Origin of the sequence: Bacillus sp. FSL L8-0152, from assembly GCF_038006365.1 — a bacterium.
GTDB classification, from domain to species: domain Bacteria; phylum Bacillota; class Bacilli; order Bacillales; family Bacillaceae_G; genus Bacillus_A; species Bacillus_A cereus.
This window is the reverse complement of record NZ_JBBOVB010000001.1, coordinates 3,150,626-3,166,853: the sequence shown is the minus strand read 5'-3', so window position 1 is coordinate 3,166,853 and position 16,228 is coordinate 3,150,626. Positions and strand designations below refer to the sequence as shown.

Below are 16,228 nucleotides of genomic sequence, written 5' to 3'. Positions count from 1 at the left end.
ACTCAAAGTTGGTGCTACTTCTTTATTGCATTAGATAGTAATGTAATTTATAATACGTTTAAATGATTAAATTCTTAAACAAAAGGAAATGTGAGTGAAATGAACTGTAATGATAAAGTAATGCATCTTTTAGAAAGTTTAGGACCGTGTTTTCAAGGGCTGGGAGATCCAACACGTCGGCAAATTGTATCACTTTTAATTGATAAAGATAGCTTAAATGTGACGCAAATTGCGGAGCATATTCCTATGTCAAGGCCTACTGTCTCTCATCATCTGAAAATATTGAAACAATCAGGGTTGCTTCAAGTTCAGAAAAAAGGCACTGAAATGTATTATTGCCTTGAATTTAATGAAACAATAAATCTTTTAAAAGAACTTGTTTCTTTAGTCGAAGATGAATGTAAGAATTAGATACAAATTTATAATTTAGGGACACATTTTGCCCCTTTTTTAATGATTTTTATGTTAAAAGGTTTAAGTTTTTAATCATTTAAACTTATAAGTGAATACTAATTAAAATGGAGGTTTCAGATGAATAAGAAAACCGTATTAATTGTTGGTGGATATGGAGTTGTTGGTAGCCAAATTGCTCGAATTTTACATGATCGACATCCTGATTTGGAAATTAGATTAGGAGGAAGAACCTTAGGGAAAGCACTACCTTTTGAATCAGAGAGAGTAAAAATAGTCAAGGTGGACAACACAACAGATGATCCTTTAAGAAGTTTGAATGATGATCTCACATTAGTTGTTAATGCGGTTAATGATTCTCAAGATAGACTACTTCTATCCGCGGTCAAAAGAAGAATTCCATTGGTTGACATTACTCGTTGGACTGAACGCTTTCAGAGTTCTATTGCTCGATTGAAAAATGTTGAAGTTCAATCCCCTGTTGTATTAGCTTCTGGGTGGATGGGGGGGACAGCAGCCCTTTTTTCTAAAATTTATTCAAAAGATCTTCAAGAGGTTACAGTTGATATCAACGCATTATATTCTCTTCAAGACAAAGCAGGACCAAATTCAACAGCATATATGGATCGGTTAACTATTCCATTTGAAGTCAAATCTCAAGAGGGAATGCGACAGGCCTATCCAATGACTGATCCAATCAAAGTCCGCTTTCCCAACGGTTATATAACAAAATGTTATCGTTTGGATACTCCTGATCACATAACTCTGCCAGAATCTATTCATGCTGTTTCGGCTAACTTTCGTATTGCTTTTGATAGTAAAATATCTACATATGGATTGGTTTCTCTGGTGAATACAGGAATTTGGAAAATAATTAGCGGAGAAAAATTTACCGGTTTACGGAAAAATATTCTCTATAAACCCGGAAAGGGAAGTGCACATAACATAGTTATTCACCTTAAAGGTTATGATGATACTGGTGTATTGCATAGACGATGTGTGAACATATCGGATCCGTTAGGACAGACACATCTTACTGCTTTAGGAGCATCTGTCCAAGCAGAGAATATTTTACAAACATCTGATATTGTGGTTCCGGATTCTGAAATTTACTTTCCAGAAAATCTATTAGATTTGGGTGTGAATCCATCTACAATTTTAGATTTTTATAGAGAATACGGAGTTAATATTACGACAGAAAATATATAAAAGGTACCGTTCTATACGTGGTAGTACACATATCGCTATCAAACTAAAGTTAAGAAATCGAATTCCTCACATTCATCAATTTAAGAAGTCTAGTATTCCTCAAAACGAAAAAAATGAGCTGAATTGTAAGAAACAACTGTACAGAAATAAAATTTTCGTTTTGGGGTAAATCGTCCTTGTTAGCTTGATGGCGATGGGGTAGCACCAACAAAACGCGAATTTCGTACGATAAGCAAAATTGAAAACGAAAAGACGATTCTTTGGTATTAAGAATCGTCTTTTTTAATAGAAGGTATCGCCAGCATTTTATGTTGAAATATACTTAACGTATTTTTTTTGATTTTCTGACAGTACAACCTAATATAGCTTAGAGAATGAATTTATTGACATACGATAATGCGCGATAAATTTTATAAATAAGCTTGGTAATATTTAAAAGCCACGAGACGCCTTCATACCAGCGTTTCGTGGCTATTTTGAACTATTCATGCACATACTTTTATACATTACCACCATAACTTTTATAGACCTACTTAAAATTGCATTAAACTTTATTCAGCCGGGGCCTGAGTAGTGTCCATTTCTACAAATTCACTAAATTCATCTCCCCAATCACAGATGGCAGTTACTACGTGTTCTAGGCGACGACCTACTTCACTAAGTTCATACTCAACCTTTGGAGGTACTATAGGATATACACATCTAGTAATTATTTTATCTTCTTCTAACTCCCTTAATTGTCTGATTAACATGCGCTGATTCACATCAGGAAGCTTTTTTTGTATTTCACTTAATCTTAAAGGTGAACGTTGTAACAAACACCATATAATTGCGATTTTCCAACGTCCTCCTATTACAGATAAAGCTAAATCTTTTCCGGTGAAAAATTCCTTGTCCTTATAATGAATAACCATAATTTTTGTCCGTCCTTTCGTGAAAAATGTTTATAGTGACAAATTTGTCAGTATTGTAATTAAAATTATAAAGTGTAATCTTAGTGGTGTAAACAATAGAAAAAGAAAGTAGGGATTCAGTTGAAGAGTAGAGCTGCTGTTGCATTTAAGTCAGGAGAACCACTTCAAATCGTAGAAATCGATGTAGAAGAGCCAAAAGCAAAAGAGGTATTAGTTAAAATACTATATACTTCCGTCTGTCATACAGATGCTTTTACATTATCAGGTGACGATCCAGAAGGAGTATTTCCTGCTGTACTAGGTCATGAAGGTGCGGGTGTTGTCGTTTCAGTAGGTGATGAAGTTACTTCAGTAAAACCTGGTGATCATGTTATTCCACTATATACACCTGAATGCGGAGAATGTAAATTCTGTCGTTCTGGTAAAACAAACTTATGTAGTGCTGTACGAGAAACACAAGGTAAAGGTTTAATGCCTGATGGAACAACTCGATTCTCTTATAACGGAGAACCACTTTATCATTACATGGGAACTAGTACATTCAGTGAATATACAGTTGTGAATGAAATTAATTTAGCGAAAATCGACGAAAACGCTCCGTTAGATAAAGTTGCCTTATTAGGATGTGGTGTGACTACAGGTATCGGTGCTGTACACAACACTGCAAAAGTCGAAGAAGGAGCCGTGACAGCTGTATTTGGTTTAGGAGCGATTGGATTAGCTGCTATTCAAGGACTTGTTCAAGCGAAAGCAAGCCGAATTATTGCAGTTGACCTAAATCCTAAAAAATGGAAACTAGCTAAAAAAATGGGAGCAACTGATTTTGTGAACCCTGCGGATTATGATCGCCCAATTCAAGAAGTTATAGTCGAAATGACAGACGGAGGCGTGGATTATAGCTTTGAATGTATTGGTAATGTTGAAGTAATGAAGTCTGCTCTTGAAGCATGTCATAAAGGTTGGGGAGAAAGTATCATTATCGGTGTAGCTGGTGCTGGTAAAGAGATTCATACTCGTCCATTCCAATTAGTAACGGGCCGAGTATGGCGTGGATCAGCCTTTGGTGGAGTTAAAGGAAGATCTGAGCTTCCAGAAATGGTTGAAGATTATATGCAAGGTGATATTGATTTAGATTCATTTATTACTCACCATTTAGAATTTAAAGATATCAATGAGGCATTTGATTTATTACACAAAGGTGAATCCATTCGTACAATTTTAACTTATGGAGAGTGAGATAATGAGTCTTACATGTATTGAACAACATCGTTCTTTCGACGGAGAGCAACGAAAATATAGTCATTATTCAGAAGTTTTGCAATGTGATATGAAATTTAGTATCTATTTACCATCAAATAAAGAAAAGAAAAAAATCCCACTTATATGGTGGTTATCTGGGTTAACTTGTACAGATGATAATTTTAGTCAAAAAAGTGGATTTCAACGTTTGGCTGAAAAGCATCAAGTTGCAGTAATCATGCCAGATACTTCACCACGTGGAGAACACGTTTCAAATGTAGCAGCATGGGACCTTGGACAAGGAGCAGGTTTTTATGTAAATGCTACCGAGGAGCCTTGGGCAAAGCATTATAAAATGTATTCCTATATAGTAGATGAATTAACATCCATTGCTTCGACTATCGTACCTAATTTTTCAGGTGAAGAAAGCATAATGGGACATTCAATGGGAGGACATGGTGCGTTAGTGATTGGTTTGAAAAATGCTAAGAGATTCAAAGCGATTTCTGCTTTTTCGCCAATCCTAACCCCTAGTCAAGCTCCATGGGGAATAAATGCTTTCACCTCTTATTTAGGTGAAGACAAAAATTCTTGGAAACAATGGGATGCTTCAGAATTAATTAAAGAAGACACTATTCCACCTATTCTTATTATGCAAGGTAGTCAAGACGAGTTTTATCCAAAACAATTGGAAGAGCATATTTTCTTAGAGAATGCTCAAAAAAATAGTCAAATGGTAACTTATAAAAAAATAGAGGGCTATGATCATAGCTACTTCTTTATTGCCACTTTCTTACATGAGCATTTCTCTTTCCATATGAAGTATGTAAGATGATTCTTATTTACAAGCAAAATATAGTAACAAAAGTATCCGCATGTAGGGGTGTGGGTACTTTTGATTGTTATATTTTGTCGTGTTTAATCGTTTGTAAAAACAATTAAAGTGGGGGAAGAGTTTATGTGTATTAAAAAAATGCTATTTAATTACGGTGTTAAAAAATCCTTATTAAAAGCACGTTATGGAGTTGAAAAGGAAAATCGACAAGTTGACTTAGTTGAGAGTTCTACTGAAACGTCTAAATCCATTTCGATAAGAGATACCAGATCATATATTCAGCTTAATACTAAAACATTAGAAGACATGATTAATAACTTAGCAGCTATCCGCGAAATTCCTTCTCTTTCTGTGGATAAGAATAAAATGCTTTGGCCATTAATATCCAAATGCTGAATTCAAAAAAATGCCTATACTTTGGCGATTTCTATATCAAATATTTGAGTTAATGGGGGGTAGCGTTTATATGGAAATGAAAAAAATGTTAAACAATGACCGTATTAAACCATATTTATTAAAAGCACGTTTTGGCGTTGAAAAAGAAAGTCAACGAGTTGAGCTATCAGGAAGTTTAGCTAAAACAGAACATCCCAACAGTATTTCAGTAAGAGATGACCATCCTTATATTCAGCGCGATTTCTCTGAAACACAGATGGAACTAATCACACCAGTTACCGAGACACTAGAAGATTTATTTAATTATTTAGCAGCTATTCATGATGTTGCCTATCGTTCTATGGGCGTTACCGAAATGCTTTGGCCATTAAGTATGCCGCCACAGTTGCCGGAAAAAGAAGAAGATATTATGATTGCGAAACTTAATAATCATGAAAATGTTTTATACCGTCGATATTTATCTAATTCTTATGGGCGACGAAAACAAATGATTAGTGGTATTCATTTCAATTTTGAATTTAGCGATGATTTAATTCAGGCATTATTTGAATTACAATCAGAAATAAAAGATTATCATCAATTTAAAACAGAAATTTATTTGAAAGTCACAAGGAATTATTTACACTATCGATGGCTAATAACGTATTTTTTCGGTGCTTCTCCTAGTAGTGAAAAGAATTTCTTTGAAAAAGATCCTCTAAATGGCGCCGTAAGAAGCATTAGAAATAGTAAATATGGTTATAGCAATGAAAATGATGTTCAAGTATCCTATAGTAGTTTACAAAACTATATATCTGATCTTTCTTCGCTGGTGAGTAAGGGGGTTTTATTAGAAGAAAAAGAGTTTTATGCATCTGTTCGTTTAAGGGGCGGCCCTCAAGTCTCAGATTTAAATAATCAGGGCATTCGTTATATTGAATTAAGAAACCTAGATTTAAACCCTTTTGAAACATACGGAATTAGCCAAAAACAAGCAGAATTTCTACACCTTTTCCTTATCTATTTACTCTGGATTGACCAAGACGATAATAATGATGAATGGGTAAAAATCGGTGATATTCAAAATAATTTAGTGGCTCTTGAACATCCTTTAGAACATACACAATTTAAAACAGATGCTGAGCGTATTGTTGATGAGATGGAACATGTAACAGGGCTGTTAGACATAACGGTTTCGGATACCTTATTTGTTAACTTGAGAGAAATGCTAACAAATCCAAGTAAGACTTTATCTGGAAGATTTTACAAAGAGATTATAAAAAGTAGTCAAAGTCAGGTAGCTACCCGTATTGCTAAAGAAAATTATAGCAAATTATGGGATAAACCGTATCAATTATCAGGATTTACTGACATGGAGTTATCTACACAAATTTTAATGTTTGATGCTATTCAACAAGGAATACAAGTAGACGTTTTAGATCGACAAGATCAATTTTTAAGACTAAAGCTAGGAAATCATGTTGAATATGTAAAAAATGGGAATATGACTAGTAAAGATAGTTATATTTCACCTTTAATTATGGAAAATAAAACAGTAACAAAGAAAATTCTTCAACAGCATGGATTTCGTGTACCAATAGGTGAGGAATTTAATGATATAGAAAAAGCCTTACGTTCCTATGATTTATTTGCAAGAAAGCCTTTTGTTGTAAAACCAAAAACAACAAATTATGGATTAGGAATATCTATCTTTAAAGAAGATGGAGCAAGTTACGAAGACTATCAAAAAGCACTCACATTAGCATTTAAAGAAGACTCATCCGTATTGATAGAAGAATTTGTTTATGGAACAGAATATCGATTTTTTGTGTTAGATGACAAAGTTCATGCTGTTTTATTACGAATTCCTGCTAATGTTGTAGGGGACGGTACACATACGATTGAAGAATTGGTCTTTCAAAAAAACTTGGATTCATTAAGAGGAATAGACCATAGGACACCTTTAGAAAGTATACAATTAGGTGAATTGGAGGTCTTAATGCTTAAAGCTCAAGGGTATCAAAAAGATTCAATTCCAACAAGTGGCGAAATTGTATTTCTGCGAGAAAATTCTAATGTCAGTACAGGTGGAGACTCTATTGATGTGACAGATCAAATTCCCGATGATTATAAGAAAATAGCTGTAGATGCGGTATATGCACTTGGAGCTAAAATTAGTGGTATAGATTTGATTATTGAAAATACAGAAGTTCCTGCAGCAAATAAAAATGCTTATGGAATTATTGAGGCAAACTTTAATCCATCAATGTACATGCATATATATCCGTATAAAGGTAAATCTAGACGTTTAACTATGCATGTATTACATTATTTATTCCCTGAATTATTAGTTAGTAATTACAGATAGTTAAATTTAATGTTTATGTTGTAGAAATAACATCCTAAAATTAATTAAAAAAGCCCTTAGATATTGAACTGTATCCCGAATCATGGGGCTTTTTTTAAGTGTCCATGATTCGTGGTACAGTTCAATGTGTTAGAAAGGATAACTTTTTTATTAAATGGTATTAAATTTCTTAAGTTCAAAAGTGGATAAGAAGTACTTTACATTTCAGCTGTAGATAAAATACAGATATTTCTTATGCGCAAGGAAATCCTTTTAGTAATTTTAGATGATTTAAAACATTTATTGTAAGTAAATGTTTTGATTATTATTTAAGGACATGTTGCAGTCATTATTTTATACTGTTACTTTCTACGAACTCAGAGAAGCTATGAATAAACTTTAGGATGAATTGCAATTCATCGATATTTTTTTGATGGATTAGAGAAGTAATGATACTCAGAAATTTAGTTATAATTGTTACTGGATTTAATTCCGTAATTTTTTCCAGTTAGCTAAGATAGGGGATTCTTCTTTTACAATTTTTTTTAGACTATTTTTTTCTTCGTTATTTTTGAGGGTTAAATCAGGATCGAGAAATGAGTGAAGGTCGTCCAAATTATCAAAAGCCTTCTGATTTTTTGATACAGATATTTGATTTTTTAAGCCGTACTTTACTCTATATTTTTCGACACCACTATGATGAGCCATTTCTAAGGTCATTTTTTCATATTTTTTAATCGTTCCTTCCAGTTCAGATATTTCAAGTTTTAGTGAATTAATTTGCTTCTCAAGTATATTATTTTGCAATTTAAAGTCATTATTTTTGGTTAACGATTCATGTAGTAAATTTTCACATGTTAACAAATGTTCTAAAAGCTTTGGTTTATCATGCATATACTTATCAACGATATCAGAAAAATTAGGTATTTCATGATGATCACCTAATTCTGACACGATTTTAATAGTAATTGGTTCGTTTGCTAGATTAATTATTTCTCTTCCCCAGTTACTCCAAACATCTTTATTATATGTTGATGGAAATTCATCGGGTTTTATTTTATTCATTTCTTCTGAAAATCTTACTAAATGAGAGATTTTAATTATTCCTGAAGGATGTCTTTCTCTGTAAAGATAAACTAATTTCTTTAATCTAGTTTGTTCCGCCGGATTGTCATATTTTCTTTTACGTCCAGCACCTTTGGGATTTTTTAATTTGCTCAATTATCTCACCTTTTACTCGAAAATTTTTGAAATAAGTACAGCATAATCATGTATTTCACTGTTTGTTAATTTAGACTCTCTAGCCAGTTCAGCTAGTTCTAAAGGATTTACTCTACAAGATTTATATTCTATTTTAATATCTTTATAAATTCTCGATAGTGTGTGTGCTCTAATTTTTAGTTTTTTGCTGTATTCAGTTTTTAATTCAACAATTTCTTTAAAATTACTTTCTATTTCTTCACGAGGGATCCAATTTTTAGAGCAGAAAATGCAAATTCTTGATTCACATCGTCTTAATTCATCTGTGCAATAGCCAATTTCGACTTCCTCTTTATACTCAAACATTTCCTCAGGAGCTAAGGACCTGTTAATTAAATCCTTTATTACAAGCGTGGAGTTATAGTTTGTATCCCTAGATGAATTTGTTAAACGATTTAATAATGTTGCTTCATACGCTTTGGAATCTATAAAAAATTCAATATGCTTTTGATAGTGGTATTGTGATTCAATATGTTGATGACCAGCCATACGTGCAATAGTTAATGGATTAAATCCTTGAATCATCATACTACAAATTGCAAAATGTCTTGTGTCATTCGGTTGGATTTTGATAATTTGTTTCTCAGCAGTAAATTCACTCAAACCATCATTAGATCTTAATTTTATTACGCTATTTTTTTCTTTTAGCCACTTTGATTTGTCTATTGGTTCCAGACCATATATATCCTTTAAAACTTCAGAATAAAAAGCATGTAGTAAATTATTAAACATATAAAGAAAAAAATGGTTTTGATTTAATATCCTACGTTTTGATTGTGTAGGATAGTTTAATGTACTACGATATACAGCAGCTGATATAAGAGTGGTTGTTTCACCGTACGAATCTGAAATGTGAATATAGCGTTTTATGAGATTGTAGAGCTCTTTAGAAATCGGTAGGGTATTAGGTACTTCAAAAGTTTTTGATGTAGCTTTTTGTTTTTGTCTAGGCAAAGTTATAAAAAAATCATTACCTTGAATAGATAGGCAGTTTCTTTTAATAGAACAAAACTCAGAAGGTCTCATTGGTATAACAGATGTTAATTTCCACCACAATAAAACTGGGAAAAACTTCAGTTCTAATTTTTCATCCCAAACGTTAGAGAATGAAGTAAGGATAAAACTAAACCTGATAATGTCTTTATAAGGGGGGAGGTCTCTGGTATTAGAAAAGAAAAACTTAGATACTATTGACCGTAATTGATTTGAAAATAATTCTATTTTAGATTTAGTTACTTGACTACCATATATATAGTCCAAGAAATTTATTCCGGAAATTAAAACGTTGTATCGAACTGATAATTTAAATTCATTTAAAGAAGCTTCTATTTCATCGATATCAAGGCATGATAAATAATTTGTAAGAAGCAAAAAATTTTTCAAGTTATTTAAATACACTGTTGCAGAACTAGGTGCTACTGTCAGTAAATAATTTAAAATCCAACACTTGGCTTTAATTTTAATTTCAGTATCCAAGATGTCCTGAAAATTAAAATATTTACGTATATTTAGTTCTTTGTTATTTATTAAAACCCAGGAATCATCATCGAATTTTCCATCTAAAAAAACTTTGTTTAAAGTAAGTTCTGCAATAATTTCTTTTGCATTTTCAATTGAATGCTCTTTTAGAAACTCATCCTCCGAAAATTCCTGAGGATAATTAATTCCATATAAGTTACCTTGAATTTTCATTTGTGACAAGAAAAGATCACTCCTCTATAAGGGTTAATTGCTGTACAAAGACATTTTCTCCGCCAGTATAAAAACTAAATACATAGTCCTCACCAAATTTTTCTATTGCTTTAATAAGAAGGTTTTGTAATTTTAAAATAGTATTTTGTTCTCTTTGTTTTACTCCATTTTTGTTTGTATTTTTATACCTTTGAATGCTATCATCAAATTCATTGAATATGGAGGTTAGTGCATAAACGTTATGCACTGCAAAGGGACATTGATTACAACTAAACATGTTAGATGGTCTATGACAATTAGGATAAATTAAACATTGTGCATCTAAGTTTTTTGATGGCATATGTCCTAAATACATTTTTCGCATGTGTTCAAATGCTTGATCTGGGGTTAAGGATAAGAGTTTATCCATTAAATTTTGTTCTTCATCGTTCATTACTTTAGATAAAAAATAAGAAAAATTTTCAACCTCAAATGGTTCGAAAAATCGTTTGAGTTGGCAAATGTCTAGTGTTCTTTGGGATAACGTACTTTCACGCTTATCTGTAAGAAGTTCAATTAAATGGTCATATAAAAAGCCAAATTCTCCTCGAGAAAATAAGTGGAGAGAGATTGTATTTCCTCCATCACTTATGTATTCCTTTGTAACTTCAGTTTTATGTTTACGTAATTTCATCACTAGTTCAAATGCTGAATTACCTTTCCCTTTTTTCTCTTGAATAGAATAAAATAAATGTTCCATCAATGAACGGTTAGCGATTAAAGGAGAAAATTTAATGTGTTTTAGATTCATATTTCTTCCAAAAAAATGATTAAAATCACTCCCTTTAATAGTATTCTTCTTTTTTCTTTCGGTCGTAAAGTCCATTATTGTTGGAATATTAGACTTCCGTCTATGAAATTCACAAATACACAATGCAGTTACCATTGGTTCAAGTAGATCAAGATTGCATGTGAAATCCCTAGGCATTCCGTTTTTAGCTGTAACTAAATTATAACTACGGATAATATTTATAATTTTTTGTGCCTTAGGTTTAGTAATTTTATGATGCGTAAGCCAATCAATGTTAGGGATACCAATAATTTCAGGCTGTATAGGGGGTATTCGAAAAACATCACTAGGTCTCCAAGCGTTAGTTAAGAGTATTATGACGAATAACCATAAATTTGCATACTGTTTATCAATAATAGCTTGATGTAAGTGTGCATCGATTTTCTGTGCATACTTATAAATTTCTAGCCAATCATCAAAACAAAGTTTTTCTTGTTCTTTTTTAAGCCTTTGTTTACGTGGATTGGGTAACTTTTTTAGTGAATATCTACATAATCTTTCTTTTTCTATAAAAGTTAAGATCCTCCATAAACAGGTTTTATGATGTGTTGAGGAGCATTTCTCAATAAATAACTGTACTTCAGTATTATCGAAAAGATAGAGTTCTTTTTTGAGGGGATATTTAATTAAATATTCTATCGCAATTAGATATTCTCTTTTATAACTGTTTAATGTATCAGGGTTAGCTTGTTTTGCTGAAAGATTTTGCTCAGTAAAAGACTTTAAGAGATCTACGGTTTCTTTAAGGCTTTCAGGAAATTTTCTTAAATCAATAAATGATTTTATATAATCGCTAAGGCTAAGGTGCGATTGTTTAAAAATAAGGTGAGATAGTTCTGGGTTATCTAAAAAAAGTTGTGCTTCTTGTTTATCATATAGATAACTACTTAAAATATTGGTGAAAAACTTCATATGCAACGGTACCTTTATAGAAGAGATAGGGATGTATTGAAAGTTATTTGGTAACTGTAATTTTTTTAATAATTCAGCGCGTGTATAATATTTTTCTCTCAGTTTTATTATTTCTTTTAAGTAATTATCGACTTCTTTTTTGCTGATTTTCCAAAACTCTTCTTGATTAATGGGTTCTATATAATCTTTAAAAAGGTTCTTATATTCAGATTTTTGCAGCAGTTTATATAAGGTTTTTTCAGTTCTTGAGGAAAGAGATGCGATACCTTTTAAAGTATAGTAGTCATAGATAGTAGAAGGGATATTGGGATTCGGAGAGTAAGTCTTTTCTATACTTTTTAAGTCATATCTTTCTAAAAGTTTAAATGCTTTTTCTTTTTTTATGTATATTTGTTTACTTATAATGAGCTTGTCATTGTTTGAAAAAACCGAAAGTAAATGTATGTGTGAAAGTTTTAACTTATTCTCTATATGCTCTAGCTTCAAATACTTATTTTCCAATAAATCTAAAAATGAATGAACAGACTCTTTTGTTATCCAAAATGTATTGTTGCCAGCATTTTCATTAATTATTCCATATTCCGTTTTCCGAAAGGTTAAAAACCCTTCTTCAGCTAGAGCCATAATTGAACATAAGCTACTTTCAGCGTATCCAAGCATTTTTTTTACTGCAGAAACTGAATAATGCTCTTCTAAAAAGGTCTGTTCTTCTGCGGCGACTGCTTCTAGTTCTTCGATAGGATAATACAAGCCGCGTTCACTAATATTAGGAGGAGCTATAATAGGATTTAATTTTTTGATTTTTGTATAATATTTAATTCTAGCAAATCCAAAACCATATCTTTTATTAGCTTCTTTTGTGGAAATATGAGTAGAAAATAGTACTCTTTTTTTATCTAAAGTATTTCTAAAGGTGAGGGAGGATTCTTTTGTGATGAAAATATACTTTCCGTTGATCGGAAAAGTTAATTTTATTATTTCAAGAAGGTGAAATTCTTCAGGGAAATGCGATTGAAGATTCTGAATGCCGGTATACTTCGGTATCTGTACAAATTTTGTAAAATCATTGATGTTGAAAGAAGTATCAATTATTCCTTTTTCATAATCTAAGTATTGTAGTATGGAATCTTGCTGATAATATTTTCCGTTAAACTTAATTAGGTTTAATTCTGCTAACCGTCTAACTTTATCTGCACTGAAACCAGTTAACTCAATAACTTCTTTCTGTATTAGTAATCGACTCAAAATTTACAGCACCCTCTCTTAAAATGGAATTTATAAAATTATTGTTATATTGCTGTGCTAAACTAATTGCTTCTTCATCTAAATTATCGTTGGTGTTCATATTCTCTTGATACATCTGTTGTAAACCTTCTTGTATTTCTTCACGAATTGCTTCTTTGCTCATATAAACAAGGGCAGATTCAAGACTTTTATCTCCTCGAAGAATAGCTAACTCAGCTGGACTTTTAACGATCTTTGCCATCAGATTAGTATATATTCGTCGACCAATATGCGTCCCCCAGGTATTAGATGAAAGTAGAGAGAAATAAGCAGGCATTTTCTTTTTTACAGTCATTAAAAATTTACGCTTAACTTTATTAAAACGAGCATCATAAGTATCACCACTCATTGGATTACCATTATTATCAACAAATAGCGCATTATGTCTGTTCGATTTTTGTAACGTTTCTAATCGTATCTTCAAACTTTTTAAAATAGGGACTGAAATAGTTGGGATAACTTGAATGGGTTGTATAGGGAAAAGTTTAGTATCTCTTTTAACTGAGCAAGATGAAATATCATTTAATCTTTCCCATATATAAGGTTTGTAGCCTATCCTAACAGATAAACCATGTTCTCCATTAGGACCGATTTCGCGAAGGTCACTTCGTAAGACATTAACAACTTCACCTCTGCGTAATCCACCAAATATTTGTAGATAAATCCCAAAAGAAATTTCTGGCGCTACCAAATCAGATACTTCTAATAATAAAGTAATTAATTGGGGGTGAGGGAAGTGCTCTAGTTTAAATTCATGTCTTGTAACGTTTTTTGCTGGGAGTGAAAAACCATTTCCAATAAAAATAGAGCTAATTATTTCTTTATTATTTGCTTTGTATGTATGTTTTTCAATAACATCTGCTAATGCACCTTGAAGGATGTGTTGATCTTTTAAGAATTTAAAAAAATATCTTAAGTACAGATCTGCATGTTCTAAAGTCCCTCTAGACCTGTATACGCTATTTCTATCTTTCTTTTTTTTATATTTAGTGGTTTTTAAATAATTCAAGAAATCAACACCATGTGATAAGGTAAGTTGTTTTAAAGAACTTATTTGATAAGTACTGTATTTTTCAATTAATAGCCAATTTAAGAACTGTACAATGACATCAGCAGCTCTTTTTTGCGAGTTAAAATTGTGATCTGTTTTCCCATAGCGTTGTTTAATAAAATTGGTTGTAGGGTGAACTCTAAAAAACTTAGTCTTAGTGTCTTCAACAACTATAGTTGCATACTCCACTTGATAGTCATTTCCAATATCGACACATGCTTTCTTCACACTGAACTTGATATTTCTATTATTCGGATCCAATAGCATCCTCCTTTAGTAATCTAACCAATGCTTAAAGCCCTCCTAATTGATTAATCTCTTAAAATATCATCTTGAGATAAATTAAGTTTATCTGTAAATTACCTGTTAATCAACATATAATTCAGAATATTTATTTTAAATTTTAATTATTAGCGAAATCACCCACATAATCGTTTGTACGAAATACCGAAGCGACCAGATATTATTATTGTGAATCCAATTATGCATACGTATATGAAGTGTTCAACTTTCATAACGGGTTTGGCTTTGCAGTATGTCGCACCGGAAGATTTTCATCAATATAGTATCGATGTTCTGTTATATTAAAGTAAACCAAATAAAATGGTTTACTTTTTTCGTTTATGGCTTAGAAAGAATGTGTTTTAATAGTGTACTAAAAGAATTCCAGTACACTATTAATAAATAAAGAAAATGAGGTGAGAATTGTAGGGTGAAGCATGAAAATACGTATGGATTAAAAGTAAAAAAAGCTAGTAATGGGGAATTTCTAAGATATTTAATTGTGGAGGATGGTATTCCTGTACCAGAAGTATGTTTATGGCTTGATTTTGTTTCAATAAATAGCTATTTAACAGGAGAGAGATATGCTTATGCTTTATTACGATATCTTAGATATTTAAAAGAGAGGAATATCCATTATAAAAATGTGACTAGAAAGGGAGTCATAGAAGAATATGTGAAGCACCTTTTAGGATTAAACGAGAAAGTTTTAAATGTTGATACGAATATGACTTACACAGCCGTGAAGATGAATCTTAGTGTTCTAAAAGGTTTTTACTACTGGCTAGAGGATAATATGAAAATTATACATAATCCCCTTCTCTACGGAAATAACAATATGAAAAATACTAAATTGAAAGAAACAAAATTTTTATACGGACAGATATGGGAATTTGATGTAGAACAAACAATTTTGAATAGATTAACTTACAAGCAAAAAAGAAATCATCTAAAATGGTACAGCGAAGAAGAGAAAGAAAGTATTTTTGATTTTTTACCAACTGTAAGAGATAAACTTATTTTCCAAATTAGTATCGAAACTGGTATGAGAATCGGTGAAATATTGGGTTTAAGGTTAGAGGATTTTGATCCTCATAATAATTGGCTGTCAATAATAAAAAGAGAAAATATTAAAAATCATGCTAAAGCGAAAACAAAAGAAAGAGAGGTACCGATATATGAAACTCTTTCTGAACAAATACAAGTATACAAAGAAAATGAACGAAGAAAATCAGATATTTATTATAGTGAATATTTATTTCTAAATCACAAAGGAAAGTATAAAGGAGAGCCATTAAAAGCACGTAACTTTTTACATACTTTAAAAAATGCTGCTGAAAAGGCTGGAATGAAACGTTCTGAAATTCGAACACATAGTGGAAGAAGCACCAGAGCCCAAGAATTAGTTGAAATCATGAGAGAGCATCCAGAATTAGGTGTGACAGAGGGATTGATATTAGAAGAATTAGGTTGGTCTAGTATAAGAAGTTTAAAAGTATATGAGAAAGGATACACGAAGAAGCAGAGAAAAAAAGTAATGAATAAGATTAGAACTATAGTAGTCAATCAGAACGATGAATAGGAGCGA

Annotated in this window: 12 protein-coding genes and 2 pseudogenes; 8 read left to right on the top strand and 6 right to left on the bottom strand. The window is 31.7% G+C overall.

Annotated elements, in window-relative coordinates:
- Nucleotides 1-99: 99 nt before the first annotated feature.
- The gene (locus MHH27_RS15895) at nucleotides 100-411 is read left to right on the top strand and encodes an ArsR/SmtB family transcription factor (protein ID WP_000995772.1); all 312 of its coding nucleotides are present in this window, start codon (nucleotides 100-102) and stop codon (nucleotides 409-411) included.
- 120 nt (nucleotides 412-531) lie between these two features.
- Nucleotides 532-1,620, top strand: a complete 1,089-nt coding sequence (locus MHH27_RS15890) for a saccharopine dehydrogenase NADP-binding domain-containing protein (protein ID WP_074651239.1) — start codon at nucleotides 532-534, stop codon at nucleotides 1,618-1,620.
- A gap of 551 nt (nucleotides 1,621-2,171) precedes the next feature.
- Here MHH27_RS15890 and MHH27_RS15885 read toward each other — a convergent pair.
- On the bottom strand, nucleotides 2,172-2,534 hold the full coding sequence (locus MHH27_RS15885; RefSeq protein WP_074651240.1) for a winged helix-turn-helix transcriptional regulator: 363 nt from the start codon (nucleotides 2,532-2,534) through the stop codon (nucleotides 2,172-2,174).
- Nucleotides 2,535-2,654: 120 nt separating this feature from the next.
- Here MHH27_RS15885 and MHH27_RS15880 point away from each other — a divergent pair, with 120 nt between their 5' ends.
- The 4 genes from MHH27_RS15880 (at nucleotide 2,655) to gshAB (ending at nucleotide 7,351) form a co-directional block, all read left to right on the top strand.
- Nucleotides 2,655-3,770, top strand: coding sequence for an S-(hydroxymethyl)glutathione dehydrogenase/class III alcohol dehydrogenase (locus MHH27_RS15880; protein ID WP_340943287.1), 1,116 nt, complete (start codon nucleotides 2,655-2,657; stop codon nucleotides 3,768-3,770).
- A 4-nt stretch (nucleotides 3,771-3,774) separates the two neighbouring features.
- Complete coding sequence (gene fghA, locus MHH27_RS15875) at nucleotides 3,775-4,608, top strand: S-formylglutathione hydrolase (RefSeq protein ID WP_074651242.1); 834 nt, start codon at nucleotides 3,775-3,777, stop codon at nucleotides 4,606-4,608.
- Nucleotides 4,609-4,731: 123 nt separating this feature from the next.
- On the top strand, nucleotides 4,732-5,004 hold the full coding sequence (locus MHH27_RS15870; RefSeq protein WP_074651243.1) for a UDP-N-acetylmuramoylalanyl-D-glutamate--2,6-diaminopimelate ligase: 273 nt from the start codon (nucleotides 4,732-4,734) through the stop codon (nucleotides 5,002-5,004).
- 70 nt (nucleotides 5,005-5,074) lie between these two features.
- Complete coding sequence (gshAB, locus tag MHH27_RS15865) at nucleotides 5,075-7,351, top strand: bifunctional glutamate--cysteine ligase GshA/glutathione synthetase GshB (protein ID WP_340943284.1); 2,277 nt, start codon at nucleotides 5,075-5,077, stop codon at nucleotides 7,349-7,351.
- Nucleotides 7,352-7,679: 328 nt separating this feature from the next.
- Here the strand turns inward: gshAB and MHH27_RS15860 are convergent.
- From MHH27_RS15860 to MHH27_RS15840, 5 genes and pseudogenes are all read right to left on the bottom strand, one after another.
- Nucleotides 7,680-7,793: pseudogene (locus tag MHH27_RS15860) on the bottom strand (helix-turn-helix domain-containing protein); the annotation flags it as partial.
- 23 nt (nucleotides 7,794-7,816) lie between these two features.
- Nucleotides 7,817-8,551: a hypothetical protein gene (locus tag MHH27_RS15855; RefSeq protein ID WP_340943282.1), complete on the bottom strand. Its 735-nt coding sequence runs from the start codon at nucleotides 8,549-8,551 to the stop codon at nucleotides 7,817-7,819.
- 12 nt (nucleotides 8,552-8,563) lie between these two features.
- Nucleotides 8,564-10,282 carry a tyrosine-type recombinase/integrase gene (locus MHH27_RS15850; RefSeq protein WP_191965772.1) on the bottom strand — a complete coding sequence of 573 codons (1,719 nt, stop codon included), beginning with the start codon at nucleotides 10,280-10,282 and terminating at the stop codon, nucleotides 8,564-8,566.
- A gap of 16 nt (nucleotides 10,283-10,298) precedes the next feature.
- A complete protein-coding gene (locus tag MHH27_RS15845) occupies nucleotides 10,299-13,268 on the bottom strand; it encodes a hypothetical protein (RefSeq protein WP_340943277.1) in 2,970 nt (989 codons plus the stop codon).
- Nucleotides 13,234-14,619: a hypothetical protein gene (locus MHH27_RS15840; RefSeq protein ID WP_074651249.1), complete on the bottom strand. Its 1,386-nt coding sequence runs from the start codon at nucleotides 14,617-14,619 to the stop codon at nucleotides 13,234-13,236. The genes MHH27_RS15845 and MHH27_RS15840 overlap by 35 nt, the downstream gene beginning before the upstream one ends.
- A 171-nt stretch (nucleotides 14,620-14,790) precedes the next feature.
- Here MHH27_RS15840 and MHH27_RS15835 point away from each other — a divergent pair.
- Together MHH27_RS15835 and MHH27_RS15830 are read left to right on the top strand one after the other, a co-directional pair.
- Nucleotides 14,791-14,931, top strand: a pseudogene (locus tag MHH27_RS15835) (DNA repair protein); the annotation flags it as partial.
- 139 nt (nucleotides 14,932-15,070) lie between these two features.
- Nucleotides 15,071-16,222, top strand: coding sequence for a tyrosine-type recombinase/integrase (locus MHH27_RS15830; RefSeq protein ID WP_340943273.1), 1,152 nt, complete (start codon nucleotides 15,071-15,073; stop codon nucleotides 16,220-16,222).
- Nucleotides 16,223-16,228 lie beyond the last annotated feature (6 nt).